The organism is Xanthomonas albilineans, assembly GCF_002939705.1.
In the GTDB taxonomy this organism is placed as follows: domain Bacteria; phylum Pseudomonadota; class Gammaproteobacteria; order Xanthomonadales; family Xanthomonadaceae; genus Xanthomonas_A; species Xanthomonas_A albilineans.
In genome coordinates this window covers 133,706-156,058 of record NZ_MDCB01000008.1, presented here as the reverse complement: position 1 = coordinate 156,058, position 22,353 = coordinate 133,706, and the positions used below count along the sequence as shown (strand labels likewise).

Sequence of the window (22,353 nt, the reverse complement as noted above, 5' to 3'; positions counted from 1 at the left end):
CAATGACTTCCCGTCTCGAAAAGATCTACAAGGACGAAGTGGCACCGGCTCTGATGAAGAAGTTCGGTTACACCAATCCGATGGAAGTGCCGAAGCTGGTCAAGATCACGCTGAACATGGGCGTGGGCGAGGCGGCGACGAACAAGAAAATCCTGGAAAACGCTGTTGCCGACATGGCCAAGGTCTCCGGCCAGAAACCGGTCGTGACCAAGTCCCGCATCTCGGTGGCATCGTTCAAGATCCGCGATGGCTGGCCGATCGGCTGCAAGACCACGCTGCGTCGCGCCAAGATGTACGAGTTCCTGGATCGCTTGATCCACATCTCCCTGCCGCGCGTGCGCGACTTCCGTGGTGTGTCCGGCCGCTCGTTCGATGGCCGTGGCAACTTCAACATGGGCGTGAAGGAACAGATCATCTTCCCGGAAATCGATTTCGACGCTGTCGACGCGATCCGCGGGATGGATATCGCCATCACCACCACCGCTAAGACCGACGCCGAAGCCAAGGCGCTGCTCGAAGCGTTCAAGTTCCCGTTCCGCAATTAACGATCGTCCGTGATCAAGAGTTCGGCCATCCATGGCCGGACTTTCTAATCGAAAAGGTCATACATATGGCAAAGACCTCCATGGTCAACCGCGACATCAAGCGGAAAAAGCTGGCGAAGAAGTTCGCCGACAAGCGCGAAGCGCTGAAGAAGATCATCGCCTCCGGCACTGCGTCCTATGACGAGAAGGCGGAGGCGGTGACCAAGCTGCAGAAACTTCCGCGGGATTCTTCGCCGAGCCGCCAGCGCAACCGCTGCGTACTGTCCGGTCGTCCGCGTGGCGTCTATAGCAAGTTCGGCTTGGGTCGCAACATGCTGCGCAAGGCGACCATGAACGGCGACGTGCCCGGCCTGCGCAAGGCCAGCTGGTAAAACGCCAGTCGGCTCCCCACTTCCGCTTGGGGAGTGGGTTCAGCAACCTCGGCGTTCGCCTGCGATTGGGTCAACACGTCCGATGCAAATCGGACGTTTTGTCGTATACTCCCGCTCCTTGCAGCACGGCAAGGGCGGGGCTGCTGTGGTAAACGCACATGATCTTCTCCAAGACCTTGCGCGGTTACCTCCCGTGCGTCATTCCACACGTTTCACCACACAAGATTTTCGCGAAAGCGGATATCGGTGCACTCAAAGGTAGATACCATGAGCATGACTGATCCCATCGCCGACCTGCTGGTCCGCATCAAGAATGCGGCCGCGGTCGGTAAGCCGACGGTAAAGATGCCGTCCTCCAAGATCAAGGTTGCGATCGCGCAAGTGCTGAAGGCCGAAGGCTACATCAGTGATCTGCGGGTCAACGCAATCGAGAACAATAAGTCCGAGCTGGAAATCGTGCTGAAGTATTTCGAAGGCCGTCCGGTCATCGATACGCTCAAGCGCGTGTCGCGTTCGGGTCTGCGTCAATATCGCGGCAAGACCGAGCTGCCGAAGGTTCTCGGCGGCCTGGGTGTTGCCATCATTTCCACGTCCAAGGGCATCATGACCGATGCGCAGGCCCGTCAGGCCGGCGTCGGTGGCGAAGTCCTGTGCTTCGTGGCCTAAGGGAAGGAGTACTCACATGTCCCGTGTAGCCAAGAAGCCGATTTCCCTCCCGAAGGGCGTCGAACTGACCGTTCAGCCCGATCAGGTGAGTGTCAAGGGCCCGAAGGGGACCTTGTCGCTGCCGAAGCCGGCTGGTGTCGAAATCAAGCAGGAAAACGGTGTCGCCACCCTGTCGGCGAATGCCGACTCGCACATTGCCATCACCGGTACCGTGCGTGCCATCCTGGCGAACATGGTGCACGGCGTCTCCGCCGGTTTCGAGCGCAAGCTTGAACTGGTGGGCGTCGGTTACCGTGCCACGATGCAGGGCAAGGATCTGAGCCTGGCGCTCGGTTTCTCGCACCCGATTGTGTTCCAGGCACCTGAAGGCATTACCCTTGCGGCCCCGACCCAGACCGAAATTCTGGTGCAAGGCGCCGACAAGCAACTTGTTGGCGAAGTCGCCGCCAAGATCCGCGGTTTCCGTCCGCCAGAGCCCTACAAGGGTAAAGGTGTGAAGTACGCCGGTGAAGCCATCATTCGCAAGGAAGCCAAGAAGGCATAAGGCAGGTTTTCTTCTGCTCGGAATTGCGGTCTGCCATGACCGGGTTCCGACAGATGCCTCGCCCAATGTCGATCCGCTTCCGTAGGACACATAACCATGAGCATCAACAAGAACATTGCCCGCCTGCGTCGTGCCAAGTCGACCCGCGCCCATATCCGCGATCTCGGCGTTGCCCGCCTGTCGGTGCTGCGCACTGGGCAACATTTGTACGCGCAGGTCTTTACTGCCGATGGCGCGAAGGTACTCGCTGCGGCGAATACCTTGCAGGCCGACGTCAAGGATGGCCTGAAGAACGGTAAGAACAGCGACGCCGCAGCAAAGGTCGGCAAGCTGATCGCCGAACGTGCCAAGGCCGCAGGCATCGAGAAGGTCGCCTTCGACCGCTCGGGCTACCGTTATCACGGCCGTATCAAGGCATTGGCTGAAGCGGCACGCGAAGGCGGCCTGCAATTCTGATCCTTGTGGGTGCGGCGTTGCCGCGCCCGTCCTGCCGATGCGGGTTGCATCGGATCCAGGTGCGTCTTCTGCACGCACCTGGGGCGTTCCGTTCCATACCACAACGATAAGCGGCATGCGAGCCGTCAATTTTTCCATCATCAAGGGCATCACAATGGCTGAAGAACAGCGTGCACCGCGGGGTCGTGAACGCGACCGCAACCGCGAAGAAAAAGTCGACGATGGCATGATCGAGAAGCTGGTCGCGGTCAATCGCGTCAGTAAGACGGTCAAGGGCGGTCGTCAGTTCACCTTCACCGCGCTGACCGTGGTCGGCGATGGCAATGGCAAGATCGGGTTCGGTTACGGCAAGGCGCGCGAAGTGCCGGTCGCGATCCAGAAGTCGATGGAATATGCGCGGAAGGGTATGCTCAACATCGATCTGAACAATGGTACCCTGTGGCACACGGTGAAGTCTGGCCACGGTGCGGCGCGCGTGTTCATGATGCCGGCCTCCGAAGGTACCGGCGTGATCGCCGGCGGCGCTATGCGCGCGGTGCTCGAAGCGGTTGGTGTGAAGAACGTGCTGGCCAAGGCGGTCGGTTCGCGTAACCCGATCAACCTGGTGCGCGCCACCCTGCGCGGCCTGGAAGATATGCAGTCGCCGGCCCGTATCGCGGCCAAGCGCGGCAAGAAGGTGGAGGATCTCACCCATGGCTGATGCGTCCAGCAAAACAGTGAAGGTGCGCTTGGTGCGCGGCTTGCGTGGGACTCAGTCGCGTCACCGTTTGTCGGTGCGTGCGCTGGGCCTGAATAAACTCAACGATGTGCGTGAACTGAAGGACAGCCCGCAAGTGCGCGGCCTGATCAACAAGGTTCAGTACCTCGTTCAGGTTGAGGAGTAATCGACCATGACGTTGCATCTGAATGATCTGAAGCCCGCCGACGGCGCCCGGACCGAGCGCACCCGCGTCGGTCGTGGCATTGGTTCGGGCTTGGGTAAGACCTGCGGTCGTGGCCACAAGGGCTCGTTCGCGCGCAAGGGTGGCGGCAAGATCAAGGCCGGTTTCGAAGGCGGGCAGACTCCCATGCAGCGCCGTCTGCCGAAGATCGGCTTCCGCTCCAAGCTGGCCAAGGACACGGCCGAAGTGCTGTCCTACCAGCTCGATAACCTGCAGGAAGGCGAGATCGATTTCGCCGCGCTGCGCGCCGCCAAGCTGGTTCCGAGCACTGCGAAGAAGGCCAAGGTGGTGCTGAAGGGCGAGCTGACCAAGAAGTTCGTACTGAAGGGCGTTGCGGCGACTGCCGGTGCCAAAGCGGCAATCGAAGCTGCCGGCGGCAGCGTGCAGGAGTAACACGCAAATGGCGCAAGCGGGCATGGGGCAACTCGGCGGCGGGCTTGGCAAGTTCACTGAACTTCGCCAGCGCCTGTTGTTCGTCATCGGCGCATTGATCGTCTACCGCATCGGTTGCTATGTGCCGGTGCCGGGGGTCAATCCCGAAGCCATGCTGGCGCTGATGCAGGCGCAGGGCGGCGGTATCGTGGACATGTTCAACATGTTCTCGGGCGGCGCCTTGCACCGTTTCAGTATCTTTGCGTTGAACGTGATGCCGTACATCTCGGCATCGATCGTGATCCAGCTGGCCACGCACATCTTCCCGTCGTTCAAGGCGATGCAGAAGGAAGGTGAGTCCGGGCGGCGCAAGATCACCCAGTATTCGCGCATCGGTGCAGTATTGCTGGCTGTCGTGCAGGGCGGCAGCATTGCCCTGGCGCTGCAACATCAGACGGCGCCAGGTGGCGCGCCGGTGGTCTACGCGCCCGGCATAGGCTTCGTACTCACGGCCGTGATCGCGTTGACCGCAGGTACCATTTTCCTGATGTGGGTTGGCGAACAGGTGACCGAGCGTGGCATCGGCAATGGCGTGTCGCTGATTATCTTCGCTGGCATCGTCGCCGGCTTGCCGGCGGCGGCGATCCATACCTTGGAAGCCTATCGCGACGGCAACATGAGCTTTATCTCGCTGTTGCTGATCGTGCTGACTATTCTGGCTTTCACCTTGTTCGTGGTGTTCGTCGAGCGCGGGCAGCGTCGGATCACGGTCAATTACGCACGGCGCCAAGGCGGTCGCAATGCGTACATGAACCAGACTTCGTTCCTGCCGCTCAAGTTGAATATGGCCGGCGTTATCCCGCCGATCTTCGCCTCCAGCATTCTTGCCTTCCCCGCGACGTTATCGATGTGGTCGGGTCAGGCGGCCTCCAATACCACCTTCGGCAGTATGTTGCAGCGTATCGCCAATGCGCTTGGCCCAGGCGAGCCGGTACACATGATGGTGTTCGCTGCGTTGATCATCGGTTTTGCGTTCTTTTACACGGCACTGGTGTTCAACTCGCAGGAAACGGCGGACAACCTGAAGAAGTCCGGTGCGCTGATTCCGGGCATCCGTCCGGGCAAGGCCACCGCCGACTACGTCGATTCCGTTTTGACTCGATTGACTGCGGCCGGCTCGCTGTACTTGGTGATCGTGTGTCTGCTGCCTGAGGTGATGCGTGCCCAATTCGGTACCACTTTCCACTTCGGCGGCACCTCGCTACTGATTGCGGTGGTGGTGGTGATGGACTTCATCGCGCAGATCCAGGCGCACTTGATGTCGCACCAATACGAAAGCCTTTTGAAGAAGGCCAACTTAAAGGGTGGCGCACGCGGTGGCGGTTTTGCCCGCGGGTGATTGTTATACTGTATGAATCCTTCCGCGAAGACGCTCCATTTCTTGGAGCGCTCTTGCGACTTGAAGGGCGGCCCGTGCAGCGGTCTCGTGCGCGGGTGAGATGTCGTTGTCCTGCGCTGGAGTCGCGCGGGCGGCGGGGCGCAAATTGCGCGCTCGTCAACGATGTCCGGCGCCGGAGCATGGGCACACTCCCCATGCCGGGCTTGCGGAACCAAAACGTTCCGCAGGCTTCCATGTAACCCGAGACCTTGCTAGACTTACAAGTTCACTTTTTGATCCATCCTGCCGGGTAGTGCCATGCTGCACTGTCGGGCCATCACTCAGTTGGAGAACCGCGTCATGGCGCGTATTGCAGGCGTCAACCTGCCAGCCCAGAAGCACGTCTGGGTCGGGTTGCAAAGCATCTACGGCATCGGCCGTACCCGTTCGAAGAAGGTCTGCGAAGCAGCAGGCGTGACCTCGACCACCAAGATCCGCGATCTGTCCGAGCCGGAAATCGAGCGCCTGCGTCTCGAAGTCGGCAAGTACATCGTCGAGGGCGATCTGCGTCGTGAAATCGGCATCGCTATCAAACGATTGATGGACCTGGGCTGCTACCGCGGCCTGCGTCATCGTCGTGGCCTGCCCCTGCGCGGTCAGCGCACCCGGACCAACGCCCGCACCCGCAAGGGTCCGCGCAAGGCGATCAAGAAGTAAGGGACAGACATGGCTAAGCCCGCAGCAGCAAAGACCAAAAAGAAGATCAAGCGCGTCGTCACCGATGGCGTCGCCCACGTCCACGCCTCGTTCAACAACACCATCGTGACCATCACCGATCGGCAGGGCAATGCATTGTCCTGGGCGACCTCCGGTGGTGCCGGTTTCCGCGGTTCGCGCAAGTCCACGCCGTTCGCGGCGCAGGTGGCCGCCGAGAAGGCCGGGCGTGCCGCGCTCGACTACGGCGTGAAGTCGCTGGAAGTGCGCATCAAGGGCCCGGGTCCGGGTCGCGAGTCCGCCGTCCGTTCGTTGAACAACGTCGGATACAAGATCACCAACATCATCGACGTGACGCCAATCCCGCATAACGGGTGCCGTCCGCCGAAGAAACGTCGCGTCTAAAGGAGCGATAAGAAATGGCTCGTTATATCGGTCCTACCTGTAAGCTCGCGCGCCGCGAAGGCGCCGATCTTTCCCTCAAGAGCCCGGCGCGTGCGCTGGATTCCAAGTGCAAGCTCGAGCAGAAGCCCGGCCAGCACGGCGCGACTGCGCGCAAGGGCAAGCTGTCCGACTACGCCACTCAGCTGCGTGAAAAGCAGAAGGTCAAGCGTATCTATTGTCTGTTGGAGCGTCAGTTCCGCAACTACTACAAGAAGGCCTCGACCAAGAAGGGCAACACCGGCGAGAACCTGCTGCAGTTGTTGGAAACCCGTCTGGACAACGTTGTCTACCGCATGGGTTTTGCTGTCACTCGTCCTGCGGCGCGTCAGTTAGTGTCGCACCGCGGGGTGCTGGTCAACGGCAAGTCGGTGAATCTGGCGTCTTACCAGGTCAAGGCCGGCGACGCGATCGCGCTGTCGGAAAAAGCACAGAAGCAGCTGCGTGTGCAGGAAGCGCTGAGCGTTGCCGACACGCACGATCTGACCCCTTCTTGGGTCGAGGTCGATTCGAAGAAGTTCAGCGGCATCTTCAAGGCCGTACCGGATCGTGCGGATTTGCCTGCCGACATCAACGAAGCGCTGATCGTCGAGTTGTATTCGAAGTAATCACATTGGAGAGCTTCCCGTGCGGAAGCTCGTCAGGAGAACCCGCAACATGACGGTTACCGCCAACCAGGTCTTGCGTCCGCGTGGGCCGCAGATCGAACGCCTTACCGACAACCGCGCCAAGGTCGTGATCGAGCCTTTGGAACGTGGTTACGGACACACGCTGGGCAACGCCCTGCGTCGCGTGCTGCTGTCCTCGATTCCCGGCTTCGCGATCACCGAAGTCGAAATCGACAACGTTTTGCACGAGTACACCACGGTCGAAGGGCTGCAGGAGGACGTGTTGGAAGTCCTGCTCAACCTCAAGGACGTTGCCATCCGGATGCATACCGGTGACAGCGCCACCTTGTCGCTGTCCAAGCAGGGGCCGGGCACGGTCACTGCCACCGACATCAAGACCGACCATAACGTCGAGATCCTCAACAGCGATCATGTGATCTGCCACCTGACCAAGGACACGGCACTCAACATGCGTCTGAAGATCGAGCGTGGCTTCGGTTACCAGCCTGCCGCCGCGCGTCGCCGTCCGGACGAAGAAACCCGCACTATCGGCCGTCTGGTCCTGGATGCGTCGTTCTCGCCCGTGCGTCGCGTCGCCTATGCCGTCGAGTCCGCACGTGTGGAACAGCGTACCGACTTGGACAAGCTGGTTCTGGACATCGAAACCAACGGCACGATCGATGCCGAGGAAGCCGTGCGGACCGCCGCCGACATCCTCAGCGATCAGTTGTCGGTATTCGGCGACTTTACTCATCGCGATCGTGGTGCGGTCAAGCCGGCGAGCAACGGTGTCGACCCGGTGCTGCTGCGTCCGATCGACGATCTGGAGCTCACGGTGCGTTCGGCCAACTGCTTGAAGGCCGAGAGCATCTACTACATCGGCGATCTGATCCAGAAAACCGAAGTGGAGTTGCTCAAGACCCCGAATCTTGGCAAGAAGTCGCTCACCGAGATCAAGGAAGTTCTGGCGCAACGCGGCCTGTCGCTGGGGATGAAGCTGGAGAACTGGCCGCCGGCTGGTGTCGCCCAGCACGGGATGCTCGGCTAAGTCCCTCGGATCCGATCGTTGTCGTAAGACAACGGTCGTGATCCAGGTGTGGACGTGGCGATGGAGCGCCGGTAAAGATTCTGTCGCGTGATGCCGCAGCGTCAGGTAATCCCTGAGCTGCTGCATGCATACCACGGCCTGTACCACTGCATCATTCCGCCGACGGGTCGCCATGCCTGCGGCGTCGCCCGGTCAAGGACGGCCGGCTCGGACCATCCGCAGTCCATTGTTCAACGCCAGGACGGCGACAGCGATCTCCAACAGCTCCAATCTTTCATAGGAATCCAAACCCATGCGTCACCAGAAATCCGGTCGCAAGTTCAGCCGCACCAGTGCGCATCGTCAGGCGATGTTCTCCAACATGGCGGCGTCGTTGTTCAAGCACGAGTTGATCAAGACCACCCTGCCGAAGGCCAAGGAGCTGCGCCGTGTCGCAGAGCCGTTGATCACCATCGCCAAGGTCGATGGCGTCGCCAACCGCCGTCTGGCCTTCGCCCGTCTGCGCGACAAGGAAGCGGTGGGCAAGCTGTTCGTCGAACTTGGCCCGCGTTACCAATCGCGTCCGGGCGGCTACCTACGCATCCTCAAGTGCGGTTTCCGCGCCGGCGATAATGCGCCGATGGCGTATGTCGAGCTGGTCGATCGCCCGCTCGTGGCCGAGGCCGTCGCCGAGTAAGAGTGGCTGACAAAACGTCGCGAGTGGCTGTCGGGTGGCCGCGGAAAGCGCGCAGCAACTGCAGTGTACACAGTTACATGAGGATTCCGAGCACTGCCCGCGCCCATCCGGCGGCGACACAGTCGTTTCGTTAGCTACTCTAAGTCTGTTTCCAACGGAAGTAGCAAAAAGCCCGGAATATCCGGGCTTTTTTGCGTTTGTGCGTGTGAGTCTCTTCTGCCGGAACGTGTCGTGAGTCGTCACGACCTGAATTCCCACCGATGGGTGGTGCATGGTAAGCGAGTGGATGGGGGATAATGATTGGATTGTCGCTGCGAGTCCGATTCCAATGAACCTGTTCCGCTGGCGTTTCCGAGCACAGTTTTTGCTGGGTTTCCTAAGCTGCGCCGCATTGCTTGGTTATGCGATTTTTGTGCAGTTGCAATTGGGGATCGAGCCGTGTCCGCTGTGCATCTTCCAAAGGATCGCATTCGCTGCGCTGGGCTTGCTGTTTCTGATCGGTGCATTGCACGGACCGGTGCGCAGCGGAGGTCGTAAGGTCTACGGTGTACTGGCATTCCTGGCGGCGGGCGTAGGGGCGGGTATCGCCGCTAAACATGTCTACGTGCAGGTGTTTCCCGATCCGATGGCATCTTGTGGTCCGCCGCTGAGCTTTCTGCGGCAGACGCTGGGGCCGTTCGAGGTGATGCGGCGGGTGCTGACCGGCACCGGCGATTGCGGCAACATCGATTGGCGTTTTCTGGGCCTGTCGATGCCGATGTGGTGCCTGATCTGTTTCGTGTTGTTGGGTGTGTTCGCGTTGTATGCAGGTTTCAAGGCCAGGCGGCGCTCGCTGCACTGAGTTTGCAGATGGGCATTGGACTGCGCTTGCCCGCGTAGGAGCTATCTGAGGTCATTCCTCGCCGATGTCGTCGGTCACAGTCAGCGCGGGAGCCGATCTCGCTCCCGGCGCTGTAGCGGCAGGTACCTGGAGCTGCCTGCCGCCGTTTCTCCCTCTTCCCGCTAGGCCGGCCCGACTCGGGCGCGGCCTAGTGGGTATTCGGCCTGTTTAGAAATCCTGCTGCAGGCTCAGGTAGATGCCGCGGCGCGGCGCCCATTGGGGGGCGAAGACGCCGATGCCGCCGCCATCGCGTAGCTGATAGTGGCGGTCGAGCACATTGAGCACAGCCAACTGCGCATGCAGTGGGTGGCCGCTGCCGAGGCCGAAGTCGTGCCCGGCGCTGAGGTTCAACTGGAAGTAGGACGCGACCGTGCCGCCGTTGGGGACGCCGTTGGCGTCGGTGCGTAGGCCACTGCCGAACAGATAGTTTGCGCCGATCCGGCTATCGTCGGCCAGGGCGTAGGTGAGGCCGCCGGAAGACGTCAGCTTCTGGTCGTGGTCGAGATGGATCCAGTGGTCGTAGACATAGGCCAGCGCATCCGGGTCGAAGTTGTACAGGCTGGTCATCACCCGCTTGCCCATCGCCTTGCTGTAGGCCGCGTTGAAGTAGGCGTTGACCGGGCCATTGGTGTAGTCGGCGCTGAATTCGGCGCCGCGGATACGGCCGTAGCGGTAGTTGAAGGTGGAGTAGACGTAGGCGGCACCGAACTGGCCTTCGTCTTGCAAGCGATCGGCCTTGCGGTAGTAGGTGTCCAGGCCCAGTGTGAGGTGGTCGCCAACGGCCTGCGAGATCCCGAGGTCGAAGTAGTTGCTGCGTTCGCTCAGTGGCGTGGTCGGGCCGCCTGCGGCCGATTGCTGATTGGTGGTGCCGTCGTACAAGGCGATGTCGCTGGTGGAGATCAGCTCGCTGGCCGGCGGGGTGAAGTAGCGGGCATAGCCGGCATGCAAGGTGGTGGTGTCGCTGGCATGCCAGACCACGCCCAGGCGTGGGCTGAGCTGGCCCTCGGTGATGCCGAAGGCTTTGTAACGATCGCCACGCACGCCGTAGTTGATGGTCCAGGCGTCGCTGGGCTGCCACTCGTCCTGCAGGTAGACCGCGTAGGTACTGGCGTGGAAGCGGCTGGCATCGGGAATGAACAGTGGCACATCGCTGCTCTGGCTGCCGTCGTCGTTGGCCGGGAAGACGTAAGCGTTGTTGCTGGCGATGACGTGTTCGAAACTGCCATACACGCCGTAGCGCAGGGTGTGCGATCCGCCCCACGGGGTGGAGAAATCGGCCTGCACGGTGTTGGCGCGGTTGCTGCGCTGGACCTGCGAGGCGACGCCGTTGAAGATCAGGTCGCCGGCGATATCGGGGGAGAACGCGACGCTGCTGTAGCGTTGACCGGCCGACAACTGGTAGCTGGTGGTACCTAGCTCACCTTGCAGTATCAAGTTGCCGAAGCGGGTGTTCTCGCGCTGGTTCTCGTTGAGTTGCGAGGAATCGAAGTCGCTGTTGCCCAGATAGGTGAACGCGGGCGTCTGCCCTGGGTTATTGGGGATCTGGAAGCGGTTGTTGGCATAGCCGACCATCAGGCTGAGCCGGGTGCTTTCGTTGATCAGGTAGTTGAGATCGGCGAAGGCTTTGCCCTGGTGGGTTTTATCGTGGTATGGATTGCTGCTGTTGGTCGGGTTTTCCAGGCCGATCCGGTTTTGCAGGTAGTTGCCGCTGCCGAACCAGCTGAGGCGGCCTTCGCTGCCCCACCAGGAGGCATTCGGGTTGAGCGTGCCGTACGAGCCGGCGGTGATGCCGACGCTGCCGCCGTTACCCAATTCCACGCCGTTCTTGGTGGTGATGTCGATGACCGCGGCGGTGCGGTCGCCGAACTGCGCCGGCAGCGCGCCGTCGAGCAGGCGGATGTTCTTGATCGTGCGTGGGTCCAGGCTCTGGCCGAAGCCGGAGATGGATTCGGGAATCATCACGCCATTGATGCGGTATTGCAGATTGGCGTGGTCGCCGCGCACGTGGATGCCGCCATAAGAGTCTTGGACCACGCCCGGCGCCTGCAGCAGCACCTGGTTGAGCGGCGTGGAGGCACCCAGCGGCAGACGATCGATGTCTGCGGCGGTGATCGCGTACTGGCTGCTGCCGATGTCCGGCGATAGCGCGTTGCGCGCGGCTTCGAGTTTGGCGGTGACGGTGACCGGGTCGAGGTCGATAGCCCTGTTGGAGGCGTCGGCAGCGAGGGTGAGTCCCGGGGACGCCAGTAGGACCAGAGCAACAGCAGTGGAGAGAGCGTGTGGTGTCATGACAAGGCTGACCAGAGGGATAAGTAAAGGAGATGTTACTAGATAACATTCAATGTTCGGCGCGGCGCTCGCGTCAGTCGGAAGTCATGGTGGTGACCGTCGTGTTACGTATTGTTCATGTCAGTGGTGCTTTTGTCGTACTCAGGCGCGCGTCGCGCTATGCGTCGCGCCCTGGCTCTGCGAACATCATATGCTTCCAAGGAGCCTTTTCATGACGCTGTCCGCCTCCGCCGCCTTGTCCGAATCCGTCACATCGCCCTGGTCACCCGTGAGTTGGCGTGGCAAGCCTGCGCTGCAGATGCCGGTCTATCCGGACCCGCAGGCACTGGAGGAGACGCTCGGGGAACTGCGCGAATTGCCGCCGCTGGTCACGTCGTGGGAGATCTTCTCGTTGAAGAAGCAGTTGGCCGAGGCGCAGGAAGGCAAGCGCTTCCTGCTGCAGGGGGGCGATTGCGCGGAGAACTTCAGCGACTGCGAGTCCAGTACCATCTCCAACCGGCTCAAGGTGCTGTTGCAGATGAGTCTGGTGCTGGTGCACGGTCTGCGTCTGCCGGTGGTGCGTGTGGGTCGTTACGCTGGTCAGTACGCCAAGCCACGTTCGGCCGACACGGAGACCCGCGATGGCGTGAGCTTGCCCAGTTACCGCGGCGATGTGGTCAATGCACCGGAGTTCACCGCGCAGGCGCGCGTGCCGGATCCGCGACGCATGATCACCGCGCACTCGCGCTCGGCGATGACGATGAACTTCGTGCGTGCGCTCATCGATGGCGGTTTCGCCGACCTGCACCATCCCGAGTACTGGAACCTGAGTTGGGTCGGTTGCTCGCCGCTGGCCGATGAGTACCAAAAGATGGTGGCCTCGATTGGCGATGCGGTGCGTTTCATGGAGACGCTGTCCGGTGCGCAGCTGTACAACCTCAACCGGGTTGATTTCTACACCTCGCACGAGGCGTTGCTGCTGCCCTACGAAGAGGCTTTGACCCGCGAAGTGCCGCGGCAATGGGGTTGGTTCAACCTGAGTACGCATTATCCCTGGATCGGCATGCGCACCGCGGCGCTGGATGGCGCGCATGTGGAGTATTTTCGTGGCATCCGCAATCCGATCGCGATCAAGGTTGGTCCGTCGGCGCAGCCGGATCAGTTGCTGCGCCTGATCGACGTGCTCAACCCGGAGGACGAGCCGGGCCGGCTGACCTTCATCCATCGCATGGGCGCGGCGCAGATCGCCGAAAAGCTGCCGTCACTGCTGGAGGCGGTCCGTCGCGATGGACGCCGCGTGCTGTGGGTATGCGATGCGATGCACGGCAATACCGAAAGCACCAGTAACGGCTACAAGACCCGGCGCTATCAGAACGTGCTGGACGAGGTGGAACAGTCGTTCGACATCCATGCCGCGGCGGGAACCCGTCTGGGGGGCGTGCACCTGGAACTGACCGGCGAAGATGTCACCGAGTGCATCGGCGGCGCACGCGAACTGACCGAGCGCGACCTGGAGCGTGCGTACCGCTCCAGCGTGGACCCGCGCCTGAACTACGAGCAGTCGCTGGAGATCGCGCTGGCGATCGTACGCAAGCAGAACGGACGTAGCATGCCGTCGCTGTCGGTCTGACAGTGACGCAGTGGCACGGCAAGCGCGCCACGCGATTCATCTCAGGCTTTGCGCCGCAGCGTGGATCTGAGCGTGGTACAGCGATGTTTGACTGGTGTGCTGTGGAGCAGGCGGAGCCTTCGCCCGCAGATGCGTGCATCGCCCATGCCATGTAGCGCATTTCGGCGATACACCAGACCAGGCGCCGGCGCGGCGCTGGGGATCATGTCGTGGGGCGCCGCCGCCGCCGGACCAGATCGCGCGCCAGGATGCCGACCACAGCGAGGTTGATCGCAAGCACCGCCCACGAGGCCCAGCCGGGATGCCGCACGATTGCGTAGACGTCGAACGGCAGGTAGATGGCGGCGGAGATGCAGCCCAACAAGGAGGCCCAGGCCTTGGCGCGCCACAGACCCCAGGCTTCGATGATGTGCAGCGCGCCGTAGGCGAGCATGCCGGCGGCGGCCAGATGCACCGCGCCGGGGCTGATCATGTTCAGCAGCGACGGCAGTGCGCCGTGCTCCGGGTCCAAGCTGAAGCGCACGATCAGCCGGTCCACCCCCGCGCGCAGGGGGAGTGGGCCCAGTAGTTCCAGCCCCGTGGCCGCGAGTACCGCGAGCAGACCTTTGCCGGCCTCCAGCAGTGCGATCACGTGCAGGCCCGGGTGCGCGTGTGGATCCGGGTTGTACGCTTTATTGGCGGCCATGGGAGCGGGGTGGTCAGCCAGCGCGACCGGCGCGCTTGCGCTCGTTCTCGGTCAGGTGCTTCTTGCGTAGGCGGATCTCCTTTGGCGTGACTTCGACCAGTTCGTCGTCTTCGATGAAGTCCAGCGCCTGTTCCAATGTGTACTTGATCGCCGGCGTCAGTTTGATCGCGTCGTCTTTGCCCGAGGCGCGCATGTTGGTCAGCGGTTTGGTTTTGATCGCGTTGACCGTCAGGTCGTTGTCTTTGGAGTGGATGCCGACCAGCTGGCCTTCGTACACGTTGTCGCCTTCGGCAGCGAACAGGCGGCCGCGTTCTTCCAGCGGTCCCAGCGCGTAGGCGGGAGTGGCGCCGGGGGCGTTGGCGATCATCACACCGTTCTGGCGCTTGGCGATTGCGCCCTGTTCCTTCGGGCCGTAATGGTCGAACACGTGGAACAACAGGCCCGAGCCCTGGGTTAGGGTGCGGAACTCGTTCTGGAAGCCGATCAGGCCGCGCGCCGGAATCATGTAATCCAGGCGCACGCGGCCCTTGCCGTCGGGCTCCATATTCTTCAGCTGGCCCTTGCGGATACCCAGCTTCTCCATCACACCGCCCTGGTGCTGTTCTTCGATATCGACCACCAACTGTTCGACCGGCTCCATCAGCTTGCCATCGATCTCCTTGATGATGACTTCCGGGCGCGACACCGCCAGTTCGAATCCTTCGCGGCGCATGTTCTCGATCAGCACCGACAGATGCAGTTCGCCACGACCGGACACCAGGAATTTATCGGCGTCTTCGAGCTGTTGCACCTTCAGTGCTACGTTGTGCACGGTTTCGCGTTCCAGACGGTCCTTGAGCTGGCGGCTGGTGAGGAACTTGCCACCGGACAGATCCTTGTTGCCGGCGAATGGCGAATTATTGACCTGGAAGGTCATCGAGATGGTCGGCTCGTCCACGGTTAGCGGCGGCAGCGCTTCTGGGGTATCGAGCGCGCACACGGTGTCGGAGATGGTCAGCTCCTGGATGCCGGAGATGGCGACGATGTCGCCGGCTTGCGCGCTGTCTTGTTCGATGCGCTCCAGGCCCAGGAAGCCCAGCACCTGCAGCACCTTGCCCTGGCGCTTTTTGCCTTCGCGGTCGATCACCGCCACCGGCATGTTTTTCTTCAGCACGCCGCGCTGAATGCGGCCGATGCCGATCACGCCGACGAAATTGTTGTAATCCAATTGGCTGATGCGCATCTGGAACGGGCCGTCCGGGTCCACTTCCGGCTTGGGCGCATGGCGCATGATCGCTTCGTACAGAGGGGTCATGTCGCCGTCGCGCACGCTGTCTTCCAGGCCGGCATAACCGTTCAGTGCCGAGGTATAGACGATTGGGAAGTCCAACTGCTCGTTGGTCGCGCCGAGCTTGTCGAACAGGTCGAACACCTGGTCGATCACCCAGTCCGGGCGTGCGCCGGGGCGGTCGATCTTGTTGACCACTACGATGGGCTTGAAGCCCATCGCGAATGCTTTTTGGGTCACGAAGCGGGTCTGTGGCATTGGCCCGTCCATCGCATCGACCAGGATCAGCACCGTGTCCACCATCGACAGCACGCGTTCTACCTCGCCGCCGAAGTCGGCGTGTCCCGGAGTGTCGACGATGTTGATGCGATTGCCACGCCAGGTGATGGCGGTGTTCTTGGCCAGGATGGTAATGCCGCGTTCCTTTTCCTGGTCGTTGCTGTCCATCACCCGCTCGGCGAGCACCGTGCGCTCGGACAGGGTGCCGGACTGTTTCAGCAGGCAGTCGACGAGGGTGGTCTTGCCGTGGTCGACGTGGGCGACGATGGCGATATTGCGGAGATTTTCGATGGACATGCGGAAGGGGGCCAGCCGGCGCCAGAATAGGGAGGAGAGGAAGTTGGCTAGTATACCTGCATCCCGTCGCGGCTGCCGGTGCGCTGCGGCGGTGGGCCGGGCGGGTGCGTTCGCGCGGCGGTCGCACCCGCGGGGCAGAGCCCTAACGGACTGCGTGTATCCTATGCCTCCTTCATGACGTCCCCGTTTCCTAAAAGGAACCCCATGTCTCTGATTGCCCATTTCGACACCGCCCGCGGCACGATCAAGATCGAGTTGTATCCCGACAAGGCGCCGCTGACCGTGGCTAACTTCGTCAACCTCGCCAAGCGCGGCTTCTACAACGGGCTGAATTTCCATCGCGTGATCGCCGACTTCATGATCCAGGGCGGTTGCCCGGAGGGTTCCGGTCGCGGCGGCCCTGGCTACCGTTTCGAGGACGAGACCGACAACGGTGTGCGTCACGAGCGTGGCGTGTTGTCGATGGCCAACGCTGGTCCCAGCACCAACGGCAGCCAGTTCTTCATCACCCATGTCGCCACTCCGTGGCTGGATGGTAAGCACACCGTGTTCGGTAAGGTGCTTGAGGGTCTGGAAGTGGTGGACAGCGTCGCCCAGGGCGACGTGATCAACACGATCACCATTGAAGGCGATGCCGAGGCGGTGCTGGCGGCCAAGGCCGATCGTGTTGCCGAGTGGAACCGCCTGCTCAGCGCCTGATCCGTCGCGGCCCGCGCGGCCGGCTCTGTGGCCGGTCGCATCGGGCCTGCGTGTTACCATTTATCGGTTGACCCGCCCCCTACTGCCGATGACGATGCGTCCCTTAGTGTTGTGCTTGTCGCTGCTGTCTATCGGCAATGGTGCGCACTCCGGGGCGGATGGTACGTCGGCCCCGCAGGCGCCAGTGCCGGTGGTTGTCGAGACATATCATCAACTGACAAGCGTCGCCGGCATCGGCATGTTTGCAGCCCACTGGTGCGGGGATTGCCGCTGCCAGCAGACGGCGCGCACGCGCGCTCAGGTCCGTCACGCGAACCCAGGCATGGAATATGAGGTCGGGCGCCGCATCCTCGCTGCGCTCGGCCGCGAAGGCGTACCGATCACAGAGGTCGCTCAGCACACGGTCGAAGATGGTGCCGTCGCGGCCCTGAGCCTGCGGCTGTCGTCGTTGCGTTACCCGCGTCTCGTGCTCCTATCTCCCCTGACCCCATCACTATTACTTTCTTAGCAGAGGACCCCACATGAAAGCACCCGTCCGTGTTGCCGTGACCGGCGCTGCCGGCCAAATCGGCTATGCCCTGTTGTTCCGCATTGCTTCCGGTGAAATGCTCGGTAAGGACCAGCCGGTGATCTTGCAGTTGCTCGAATTGCCGATGGAGAAGGCCCAGGCCGCGCTGAAGGGCGTGATGATGGAGCTGGAAGATTGCGCGTTCCCGCTGTTGGCCGGCATGGTCGGTACCGATGACGCCGAAGTTGCGTTCAAGGATGCCGACATCGCCCTGCTGGTGGGCGCGCGTCCGCGTGGTCCGGGCATGGAGCGAAAGGATCTGTTGCTGGAGAACGCGAAGATATTCACCGCGCAGGGCGCCGCGCTGAACAAGGTCGCCAAGCGCAACGTCAAGGTGCTGGTGGTCGGCAACCCGGCCAACACCAACGCCTACATCGCCATGAAGTCGGCCCCCGATCTGAATCCGAAGAACTTCACCGCCATGCTGCGCCTGGACCACAACCGCGCGTTGAGCCAACTCTCGGCCAAGCTCGGCAAGCCGGTCGGTGGCATCGAGAAGCTGGTGGTGTGGGGCAACCATAGTCCAACCATGTACCCGGACTACCGTTTCGCCACCGCCGACGGCGCTTCGATTGCGGAGGCGATCAACGATCAAGAATGGAATGCTGGGACCTTCATCCCCACCGTGGGCAAGCGCGGCGCGGCGATCATCGAAGCACGCGGCTCGTCCTCGGCGGCCTCGGCGGCCAATGCTGCCATCGATCATGTGCGCGATTGGGTGCTGGGCAGCCACGGCAAGTGGGTGACCATGGGGGTGCCGTCCGATGGGTCTTATGGCATCCCGGAAGGGGTGATGTTTGGCTTCCCGGTCACCACCGTCAATGGCGAGTACACCTTGGTCAAGGATCTGCCGATCGATGCATTCAGTCGCACCTACATCGACAAGACGCTGGCCGAGCTGGAAGAAGAGCGCAGCGGCGTGGCCCACCTGTTGGGCTGATCGCTGTCGCGATGGTGGTGGCACTGAACGCCGGGCATTGCCCGGCGTTGCGCGTTTTGGGACAACGTGCAGCGCGGGGATGTCGTTGGTGCGTATCGCGGTTGCGAATTGATGTGCTACGTTGCCGGCGCCATTTCTGAGGGGAATCGGATCATGCTCATGCCGTTGCGTTGGATCGGTGTGTTGGCGCTTGCCAGTGCGTTGCCTGCCGTCGTCGCCCATGCCGCCGATGGCGGCTATCGACAACCGCCCGAGCCGCTGTTGAGCGTGATGCGCGCGCCGCTCAATCCCTCGCCGCGGTTGGACCCGACCGGCACGACGCTGTTGCTCGTACAGCGCCAGGCGTATCCGCCGATCGCCCGCGTTGCCGAGCCGTATCTCAAACTGGCCGGGGTACGCGTGGAGCCGCGTACCCACAGTCGTCACGACATGTCCAGTGGCTACGGGATCCGCGCATGCTTGGATGGCTTTAGTCTGGTCGACGTGGCCACTGGTCGCCAGACCGCGGTCAACTTGCCTGCCGGTGCCTGCCCGGCGCAACCGGTGTGGTCGCCGGATGGCCGCCGCTTCGCTTTCAACAACACCGCCGCTGATCGTGTCGAACTGTGGGTGGGCGAGGTTGCCACCGGCGCGGTGCATCGCATCGACGGCGTGCAGCTCAATCCAGTGCTGGGTGGCGAGATCCAGTGGCTCGGTGGCAGCCAGACGTTGCTGGTGCTGACGGTGCCGCAGGATCTGGGGCCGGCGCCGGTCAAGGCGATGGTGCCGCCGGGGCCGGAGGTGAAGGAGACGATCCGTGGCAAGGGCGAGAGCAGCACCTACGAGGCGCGCGACACGCTCTCCAGTCCCGAGGACGAAGCACAGTTCACCTATTACGCCACCTCGCAATTGATGACCGTCGATGTGGCCAGCGGGCGTCAGCGCAAGGTCGCTGTGCCGGCGTTGTATTCGGCGGTCGATGGCGCGCCGGACGGTCGCCACGTCCTCGTGGCGCGCCTGCAGCGGCCCTACTCCTACGTCACCACCTATGGCCGTTTTGCCCACGACGTGGCGGTCCTGGACCTAAGCGACGGCAGTGAGCGGGTGCTGGCGCAATTGCCGGTGGCCGATCGGGTGCCGGTGCAAGGCGTACCGACCGGGCCGCGCGCTTATTCCTGGCGTGCCAACCAGCCGGCCACCCTGATCTGGGCCGAGGCCCTGGATGGCGGCGACTGGAAGGCCAATGTCCCAGCGCGCGACAAGCTGTTGACCCTGGCGGCACCGTTCACCGGCAAGCCACGCGAATGGGTGCGTGTGACCCAGCGCTATGCCGGTTTGAGCTGGTTCGCGCAGGGCGGGCAGGCGCTGCTGGACGAATACGATCAGAACCGCCACTGGCGCCGCACCACGCTGCTGGATGCCGACCATCCCGGCAGCCCCGGGCGTGTGTTGTTCGACCTGTCCACAGACGATCTGTACGCCGATCCCGGTAGCCCGGTCATGCGTCTGTTGGCCAACGGCGAGCCGGTGTTGCACGAAGACCACGGCGCCCTGTTTTTGAGCGGCAATGGTGCCACGCCGTCCGGTGATCGCCCATTCCTGGACCGCTACGACCTGGCGACCGGCAAGACCCAGCGTCTGTTCCGCAGCGATGCGAACGTGGACGAGATATTCGCCGGCTTTGCCGGTGACGACACCACTCGACTGCTGACCTGGCGGCAGTCGCCGGTGGATCCGCCGAATGTATATCTGCGCACGCTGGGTCAGGCGCAACCGACTGCGGCGGTGGGCGAGATGGCGTACGCCTCCCGCCTCGTGCCCGTCACCCATTTCCCCGACCCCACGCCGTTGGTACGGCAGATCAAGAAGCGATTGGTGACGTATACCCGCAAAGATGGCGTGGAACTGTCCTTCACTCTGTATACGCCGCCCGGCTACAAAGAGGGCACGCGGGTGCCGGCGATCCTATATGCCTATCCGCTGGACTACGCCGATGCCTCCAAGGCTGGCCAGGTCAGTGGTGCCGAGGCGCGCGATTTCACCCGCCTGCATTCCTACCAACTGTTGTTGCTGGCTGGTTACGCGATCATCGACGATGCCGCGTTCCCGATCGTCGGCGACCCCAAGAACGCCTATGACACTTATCTGCAGCAATTGGTGGAAAACGCCCAGGCAGCGGTGGACAAGGCGGTGGCGCTGGGAGTGGTGGACCGCGACCGGATCGGGGTGACCGGCCACAGCCATGGTGCGCTGATGACGGTCAATCTGCTGGCGCATACCGATCTGTTCCGTGCCGGCGTGGCCACCAGCGGCAGCTACAACAAGACTCTGACGCCGTTCGGTTTCCAGAACGAGCGCCGTTCGTTCTGGGCCGCGCCGCAGGTCTATGCGCAGGCCTCGGCATTTTTCCATGCCGACAAGATCGATGAGCCGCTGTTGATCGTGCATGGCATGGACGATGCGAACCCCGGTACCGAGACCACCCAGGCGCCACGCCTGTTCCAGGCGATCCGCGGCAACGGCGGTACCGCGCGGCTGGTGCTGTTGCCGTTCGAGCCGCACTGGTACACCGCGCGCGAGTCGAACGAGGACGTGGTGGCGGAAATGCTGGCGTGGTTCGACCGTTACGTGAAGCATGCGCCGCCGCGTGCGGCGGCGGTCAAGGCCAAGTAATCATCCATCTGCACAGGACGGGCGGTGTTGTTGCGCCGCCCGGTACCGTTTCGTTCCCGCACTGGCTTGTCGGTGGCCTGATTCACGTGTGCGACAACGCAATCCACCCGCCTCTGCCCGCGCACCGCGCGCTTGTTCCTGACCCTGACACGATACGACCCTGCCGCGCTGGAGAAGATCCGCCGCGCGCTGGACGGCTGATGCGCAGCGGCGTCGCCGGGCCGTGGGCTCAGCTCAGGCCTTCGGCTTGCAGTGCAGCCTGCACCTGCGGATCGGCGGACATACGCTCGAAATGCAGTTGCAGGTTGGCGCCGAGCGGAATCTGCTGCGCACGCGCCCAACGCATGGTGACGAACAGGTAGGCGTCGGCAATCGAGCGCCGCATGCTGCCCAGCCAGGTTTTTTGCTCCAGTGCCGCGTCCACGCGCGCGTACAGCGTGCGCACGCGCTCGCGCGCATGCTCCTGAGTACGTGCGATCGCTGCCGGGTCGTCCAGGTAACGCGTGCTACCGAACAGAGGAGGGAAGGCCATATGCAGATCGGTATTGAGGAAAGCCAGCCAGCGTTGCACTTCGGCGCGTCCGCGCGGGCTGCCGTCGCCGGCCAAGTGTGCGTCGGGAGCTAAATCGGCGATGTAGTTGAGGATCGCCGAATTCTGGGTGAGCACCCAGTCGTCCATCTGCAGCGCCGGCACCGCACCTGCGGGATTGATGGCCAGATAGGCGGGTGCCTTCATCGCGGCGGCATCGAGCAGTTGCAGTTCGAACGGCAATCCCGCCCAGCGCAGGACGATGTGATCGGCCAGCGAACAGGCACCGGGCTTGGCATACAGTTTCATTGCAGAACTCCGCAAAGTTATCGGGAGGCAAGAGCCTACCCGCAGCGCGGGGTACTTGGCGATGGCCGCAAGCACATCCTGTCAGGACGCAGAACCTGCGATCTACGGCGTGTAACCATGCTGAAGACTAGGACGCGTTGCGCCGTCGTAACTTTTGAACGCGGTAGAACGTATGGTCGCCGATGGTCGCGACCTGATAGGCATTGCGCCAACTCGGGCTAGCAATCGCATTCGCGGCGAAATGGCTGGCGCCGGGCACGATTTCCTTGCGCTGGCCTTGCGGCAGTGCCCAGTTGCGCTCTGCGGCGAAAGCGATCTTGACCGCGTCGGCCCAGGCGTCGGTGTTCTTTAGTTCGGTGCCTGGCTTCACCAGCGTCGGCGCGAACTGCTTGCGTGCAGTCACCACCTGGCACATCGAATCGCCCCATAGGCCACTGTCCAAGCGGCGCAGCGCGACTTCGGCGACGGCTTGCTGCCCGCGCAAGGTCTGATCACGCGCTTCCAGATACACGGTGGTACTCAGGCACAACGAGTCGGCGGCAGTTTGCGGTAACAATTGCGACAGCCAGAGAATCCAGGCCAGTTTCATA

General features: G+C 62.5%; 25 protein-coding genes and 1 other RNA gene. 20 read left to right on the top strand and 6 right to left on the bottom strand.

Features of this window, described 5'->3' with window-relative positions:
- Nucleotides 1–2 precede the first annotated feature (2 nt).
- The 14 genes from rplE to rplQ all read left to right on the top strand — a co-directional run bounded on the left by rplE (nucleotide 3) and on the right by rplQ (nucleotide 8,760).
- Complete coding sequence (rplE, locus tag XalbCFBP2523_RS09320) at nucleotides 3–545, top strand: 50S ribosomal protein L5 (protein ID WP_012915068.1); 543 nt, start codon at nucleotides 3–5, stop codon at nucleotides 543–545.
- A gap of 65 nt (nucleotides 546–610) precedes the next feature.
- Nucleotides 611–916 carry a 30S ribosomal protein S14 gene (rpsN, locus tag XalbCFBP2523_RS09315; RefSeq protein WP_012915069.1) on the top strand — a complete coding sequence of 102 codons (306 nt, stop codon included), beginning with the start codon at nucleotides 611–613 and terminating at the stop codon, nucleotides 914–916.
- A gap of 267 nt (nucleotides 917–1,183) precedes the next feature.
- Nucleotides 1,184–1,582, top strand: a complete 399-nt coding sequence (rpsH, locus tag XalbCFBP2523_RS09310; RefSeq protein WP_012915070.1) for a 30S ribosomal protein S8 — start codon at nucleotides 1,184–1,186, stop codon at nucleotides 1,580–1,582.
- Nucleotides 1,583–1,598: 16 nt separating this feature from the next.
- Complete coding sequence (rplF, locus tag XalbCFBP2523_RS09305) at nucleotides 1,599–2,126, top strand: 50S ribosomal protein L6 (RefSeq protein ID WP_012915071.1); 528 nt, start codon at nucleotides 1,599–1,601, stop codon at nucleotides 2,124–2,126.
- Between the two features lie 96 nt (nucleotides 2,127–2,222).
- Complete coding sequence (rplR, locus tag XalbCFBP2523_RS09300) at nucleotides 2,223–2,582, top strand: 50S ribosomal protein L18 (protein ID WP_012915072.1); 360 nt, start codon at nucleotides 2,223–2,225, stop codon at nucleotides 2,580–2,582.
- A gap of 154 nt (nucleotides 2,583–2,736) precedes the next feature.
- Nucleotides 2,737–3,282, top strand: coding sequence for a 30S ribosomal protein S5 (gene rpsE, locus XalbCFBP2523_RS09295; RefSeq protein ID WP_012915073.1), 546 nt, complete (start codon nucleotides 2,737–2,739; stop codon nucleotides 3,280–3,282).
- Nucleotides 3,275–3,466: a 50S ribosomal protein L30 gene (gene rpmD / locus XalbCFBP2523_RS09290; RefSeq protein WP_012915074.1), complete on the top strand. Its 192-nt coding sequence runs from the start codon at nucleotides 3,275–3,277 to the stop codon at nucleotides 3,464–3,466. Before rpsE ends, rpmD begins: the two co-directional genes overlap by 8 nt.
- Before the next feature lie 6 nt (nucleotides 3,467–3,472).
- Nucleotides 3,473–3,916, top strand: a complete 444-nt coding sequence (gene rplO, locus XalbCFBP2523_RS09285) for a 50S ribosomal protein L15 (RefSeq protein WP_012915075.1) — start codon at nucleotides 3,473–3,475, stop codon at nucleotides 3,914–3,916.
- Between the two features lie 7 nt (nucleotides 3,917–3,923).
- Nucleotides 3,924–5,294 carry a preprotein translocase subunit SecY gene (gene secY, locus XalbCFBP2523_RS09280; protein ID WP_045757663.1) on the top strand — a complete coding sequence of 457 codons (1,371 nt, stop codon included), beginning with the start codon at nucleotides 3,924–3,926 and terminating at the stop codon, nucleotides 5,292–5,294.
- A 339-nt stretch (nucleotides 5,295–5,633) separates the two neighbouring features.
- Entirely contained in the window at nucleotides 5,634–5,990 is a 357-nt protein-coding gene (gene rpsM / locus XalbCFBP2523_RS09275; RefSeq protein ID WP_010340453.1) for a 30S ribosomal protein S13, read from the top strand.
- Nucleotides 5,991–5,999: 9 nt separating this feature from the next.
- Nucleotides 6,000–6,392 carry a 30S ribosomal protein S11 gene (gene rpsK, locus XalbCFBP2523_RS09270; RefSeq protein ID WP_003470632.1) on the top strand — a complete coding sequence of 131 codons (393 nt, stop codon included), beginning with the start codon at nucleotides 6,000–6,002 and terminating at the stop codon, nucleotides 6,390–6,392.
- 14 nt (nucleotides 6,393–6,406) lie between these two features.
- Nucleotides 6,407–7,036, top strand: coding sequence for a 30S ribosomal protein S4 (rpsD, locus tag XalbCFBP2523_RS09265; RefSeq protein WP_012915077.1), 630 nt, complete (start codon nucleotides 6,407–6,409; stop codon nucleotides 7,034–7,036).
- A 49-nt stretch (nucleotides 7,037–7,085) separates the two neighbouring features.
- Complete coding sequence (locus XalbCFBP2523_RS09260) at nucleotides 7,086–8,084, top strand: DNA-directed RNA polymerase subunit alpha (RefSeq protein WP_012915078.1); 999 nt, start codon at nucleotides 7,086–7,088, stop codon at nucleotides 8,082–8,084.
- Nucleotides 8,085–8,376: 292 nt separating this feature from the next.
- Entirely contained in the window at nucleotides 8,377–8,760 is a 384-nt protein-coding gene (rplQ, locus tag XalbCFBP2523_RS09255; protein WP_045726904.1) for a 50S ribosomal protein L17, read from the top strand.
- A 4-nt stretch (nucleotides 8,761–8,764) separates the two neighbouring features.
- Here the strand turns inward: rplQ and XalbCFBP2523_RS09250 are convergent.
- A non-coding RNA gene (locus tag XalbCFBP2523_RS09250) (sX9 sRNA) lies at nucleotides 8,765–8,839 on the bottom strand.
- Nucleotides 8,840–9,088: 249 nt separating this feature from the next.
- Between XalbCFBP2523_RS09250 and XalbCFBP2523_RS09245 the strand changes: the two genes are divergently transcribed.
- Nucleotides 9,089–9,601, top strand: coding sequence for a disulfide bond formation protein B (locus tag XalbCFBP2523_RS09245; protein ID WP_045765265.1), 513 nt, complete (start codon nucleotides 9,089–9,091; stop codon nucleotides 9,599–9,601).
- A 207-nt stretch (nucleotides 9,602–9,808) separates the two neighbouring features.
- Here XalbCFBP2523_RS09245 and XalbCFBP2523_RS09240 read toward each other — a convergent pair whose 3' ends face one another.
- Nucleotides 9,809–11,929, bottom strand: a complete 2,121-nt coding sequence (locus XalbCFBP2523_RS09240) for a TonB-dependent receptor (RefSeq protein ID WP_045760414.1) — start codon at nucleotides 11,927–11,929, stop codon at nucleotides 9,809–9,811.
- Nucleotides 11,930–12,140: 211 nt separating this feature from the next.
- Here XalbCFBP2523_RS09240 and XalbCFBP2523_RS09235 point away from each other — a divergent pair, with 211 nt between their 5' ends.
- Nucleotides 12,141–13,538: a class II 3-deoxy-7-phosphoheptulonate synthase gene (locus XalbCFBP2523_RS09235; protein ID WP_045761704.1), complete on the top strand. Its 1,398-nt coding sequence runs from the start codon at nucleotides 12,141–12,143 to the stop codon at nucleotides 13,536–13,538.
- 202 nt (nucleotides 13,539–13,740) lie between these two features.
- Here XalbCFBP2523_RS09235 and XalbCFBP2523_RS09230 read toward each other — a convergent pair whose 3' ends face one another.
- Nucleotides 13,741–14,223 carry a DUF2127 domain-containing protein gene (locus tag XalbCFBP2523_RS09230; RefSeq protein WP_012915083.1) on the bottom strand — a complete coding sequence of 161 codons (483 nt, stop codon included), beginning with the start codon at nucleotides 14,221–14,223 and terminating at the stop codon, nucleotides 13,741–13,743.
- Nucleotides 14,224–14,236: 13 nt separating this feature from the next.
- Complete coding sequence (gene typA, locus XalbCFBP2523_RS09225) at nucleotides 14,237–16,066, bottom strand: translational GTPase TypA (protein WP_045765266.1); 1,830 nt, start codon at nucleotides 16,064–16,066, stop codon at nucleotides 14,237–14,239.
- 204 nt (nucleotides 16,067–16,270) lie between these two features.
- Between typA and XalbCFBP2523_RS09220 the strand changes: the two genes are divergently transcribed.
- The 4 genes from XalbCFBP2523_RS09220 to XalbCFBP2523_RS09205 all read left to right on the top strand — a co-directional run bounded on the left by XalbCFBP2523_RS09220 (nucleotide 16,271) and on the right by XalbCFBP2523_RS09205 (nucleotide 20,925).
- Complete coding sequence (locus tag XalbCFBP2523_RS09220) at nucleotides 16,271–16,765, top strand: peptidylprolyl isomerase (RefSeq protein WP_012915085.1); 495 nt, start codon at nucleotides 16,271–16,273, stop codon at nucleotides 16,763–16,765.
- Between the two features lie 88 nt (nucleotides 16,766–16,853).
- A complete protein-coding gene (locus tag XalbCFBP2523_RS09215) occupies nucleotides 16,854–17,273 on the top strand; it encodes a hypothetical protein (protein ID WP_045765267.1) in 420 nt (139 codons plus the stop codon).
- Nucleotides 17,274–17,286: 13 nt separating this feature from the next.
- A complete protein-coding gene (locus tag XalbCFBP2523_RS09210; protein ID WP_012915086.1) occupies nucleotides 17,287–18,273 on the top strand; it encodes a malate dehydrogenase in 987 nt (328 codons plus the stop codon).
- A gap of 153 nt (nucleotides 18,274–18,426) precedes the next feature.
- Nucleotides 18,427–20,925, top strand: a complete 2,499-nt coding sequence (locus XalbCFBP2523_RS09205) for a S9 family peptidase (protein ID WP_045765268.1) — start codon at nucleotides 18,427–18,429, stop codon at nucleotides 20,923–20,925.
- Nucleotides 20,926–21,154: 229 nt separating this feature from the next.
- Here XalbCFBP2523_RS09205 and XalbCFBP2523_RS09200 read toward each other — a convergent pair whose 3' ends face one another.
- Nucleotides 21,155–21,763 carry a glutathione S-transferase N-terminal domain-containing protein gene (locus tag XalbCFBP2523_RS09200; RefSeq protein WP_045765269.1) on the bottom strand — a complete coding sequence of 203 codons (609 nt, stop codon included), beginning with the start codon at nucleotides 21,761–21,763 and terminating at the stop codon, nucleotides 21,155–21,157.
- Nucleotides 21,764–21,890: 127 nt separating this feature from the next.
- Complete coding sequence (locus tag XalbCFBP2523_RS09195) at nucleotides 21,891–22,352, bottom strand: cell wall hydrolase (RefSeq protein WP_012915089.1); 462 nt, start codon at nucleotides 22,350–22,352, stop codon at nucleotides 21,891–21,893.
- Between the last annotated feature and the right edge of the window lies 1 nt (nucleotide 22,353).

Excerpts from the sequence above, each read along its gene's own strand:
- XalbCFBP2523_RS09260 (WP_012915078.1), top strand. The coding sequence starts at position 7,086 with ATGACGGTTACCGCCAACCAGGTCTTGCGTCCGCGTGGGCCGCAGATC.
- rplQ (WP_045726904.1), top strand. The coding sequence starts at position 8,377 with ATGCGTCACCAGAAATCCGGTCGCAAGTTCAGCCGCACCAGTGCGCAT.
- XalbCFBP2523_RS09235 (WP_045761704.1), top strand. The coding sequence starts at position 12,141 with ATGACGCTGTCCGCCTCCGCCGCCTTGTCCGAATCCGTCACATCGCCC.
- secY (WP_045757663.1), top strand. The coding sequence starts at position 3,924 with ATGGCGCAAGCGGGCATGGGGCAACTCGGCGGCGGGCTTGGCAAGTTC.
- rpmD (WP_012915074.1), top strand. The coding sequence starts at position 3,275 with ATGGCTGATGCGTCCAGCAAAACAGTGAAGGTGCGCTTGGTGCGCGGC.
- XalbCFBP2523_RS09195 (WP_012915089.1), bottom strand. The coding sequence starts at position 22,352 with ATGAAACTGGCCTGGATTCTCTGGCTGTCGCAATTGTTACCGCAAACT.
- rpsE (WP_012915073.1), top strand. The coding sequence starts at position 2,737 with ATGGCTGAAGAACAGCGTGCACCGCGGGGTCGTGAACGCGACCGCAAC.
- rpsM (WP_010340453.1), top strand. The coding sequence starts at position 5,634 with ATGGCGCGTATTGCAGGCGTCAACCTGCCAGCCCAGAAGCACGTCTGG.
- rpsK (WP_003470632.1), top strand. The coding sequence starts at position 6,000 with ATGGCTAAGCCCGCAGCAGCAAAGACCAAAAAGAAGATCAAGCGCGTC.
- rplF (WP_012915071.1), top strand. The coding sequence starts at position 1,599 with ATGTCCCGTGTAGCCAAGAAGCCGATTTCCCTCCCGAAGGGCGTCGAA.
- XalbCFBP2523_RS09205 (WP_045765268.1), top strand. The coding sequence starts at position 18,427 with ATGCTCATGCCGTTGCGTTGGATCGGTGTGTTGGCGCTTGCCAGTGCG.
- XalbCFBP2523_RS09245 (WP_045765265.1), top strand. The coding sequence starts at position 9,089 with ATGAACCTGTTCCGCTGGCGTTTCCGAGCACAGTTTTTGCTGGGTTTC.
- XalbCFBP2523_RS09240 (WP_045760414.1), bottom strand. The coding sequence starts at position 11,929 with ATGACACCACACGCTCTCTCCACTGCTGTTGCTCTGGTCCTACTGGCG.
- XalbCFBP2523_RS09230 (WP_012915083.1), bottom strand. The coding sequence starts at position 14,223 with ATGGCCGCCAATAAAGCGTACAACCCGGATCCACACGCGCACCCGGGC.
- rpsH (WP_012915070.1), top strand. The coding sequence starts at position 1,184 with ATGAGCATGACTGATCCCATCGCCGACCTGCTGGTCCGCATCAAGAAT.
- typA (WP_045765266.1), bottom strand. The coding sequence starts at position 16,066 with ATGTCCATCGAAAATCTCCGCAATATCGCCATCGTCGCCCACGTCGAC.
- XalbCFBP2523_RS09210 (WP_012915086.1), top strand. The coding sequence starts at position 17,287 with ATGAAAGCACCCGTCCGTGTTGCCGTGACCGGCGCTGCCGGCCAAATC.
- XalbCFBP2523_RS09220 (WP_012915085.1), top strand. The coding sequence starts at position 16,271 with ATGTCTCTGATTGCCCATTTCGACACCGCCCGCGGCACGATCAAGATC.
- XalbCFBP2523_RS09200 (WP_045765269.1), bottom strand. The coding sequence starts at position 21,763 with ATGAAACTGTATGCCAAGCCCGGTGCCTGTTCGCTGGCCGATCACATC.
- rpsD (WP_012915077.1), top strand. The coding sequence starts at position 6,407 with ATGGCTCGTTATATCGGTCCTACCTGTAAGCTCGCGCGCCGCGAAGGC.
- rpsN (WP_012915069.1), top strand. The coding sequence starts at position 611 with ATGGCAAAGACCTCCATGGTCAACCGCGACATCAAGCGGAAAAAGCTG.
- rplR (WP_012915072.1), top strand. The coding sequence starts at position 2,223 with ATGAGCATCAACAAGAACATTGCCCGCCTGCGTCGTGCCAAGTCGACC.
- XalbCFBP2523_RS09215 (WP_045765267.1), top strand. The coding sequence starts at position 16,854 with ATGACGATGCGTCCCTTAGTGTTGTGCTTGTCGCTGCTGTCTATCGGC.
- rplE (WP_012915068.1), top strand. The coding sequence starts at position 3 with ATGACTTCCCGTCTCGAAAAGATCTACAAGGACGAAGTGGCACCGGCT.
- rplO (WP_012915075.1), top strand. The coding sequence starts at position 3,473 with ATGACGTTGCATCTGAATGATCTGAAGCCCGCCGACGGCGCCCGGACC.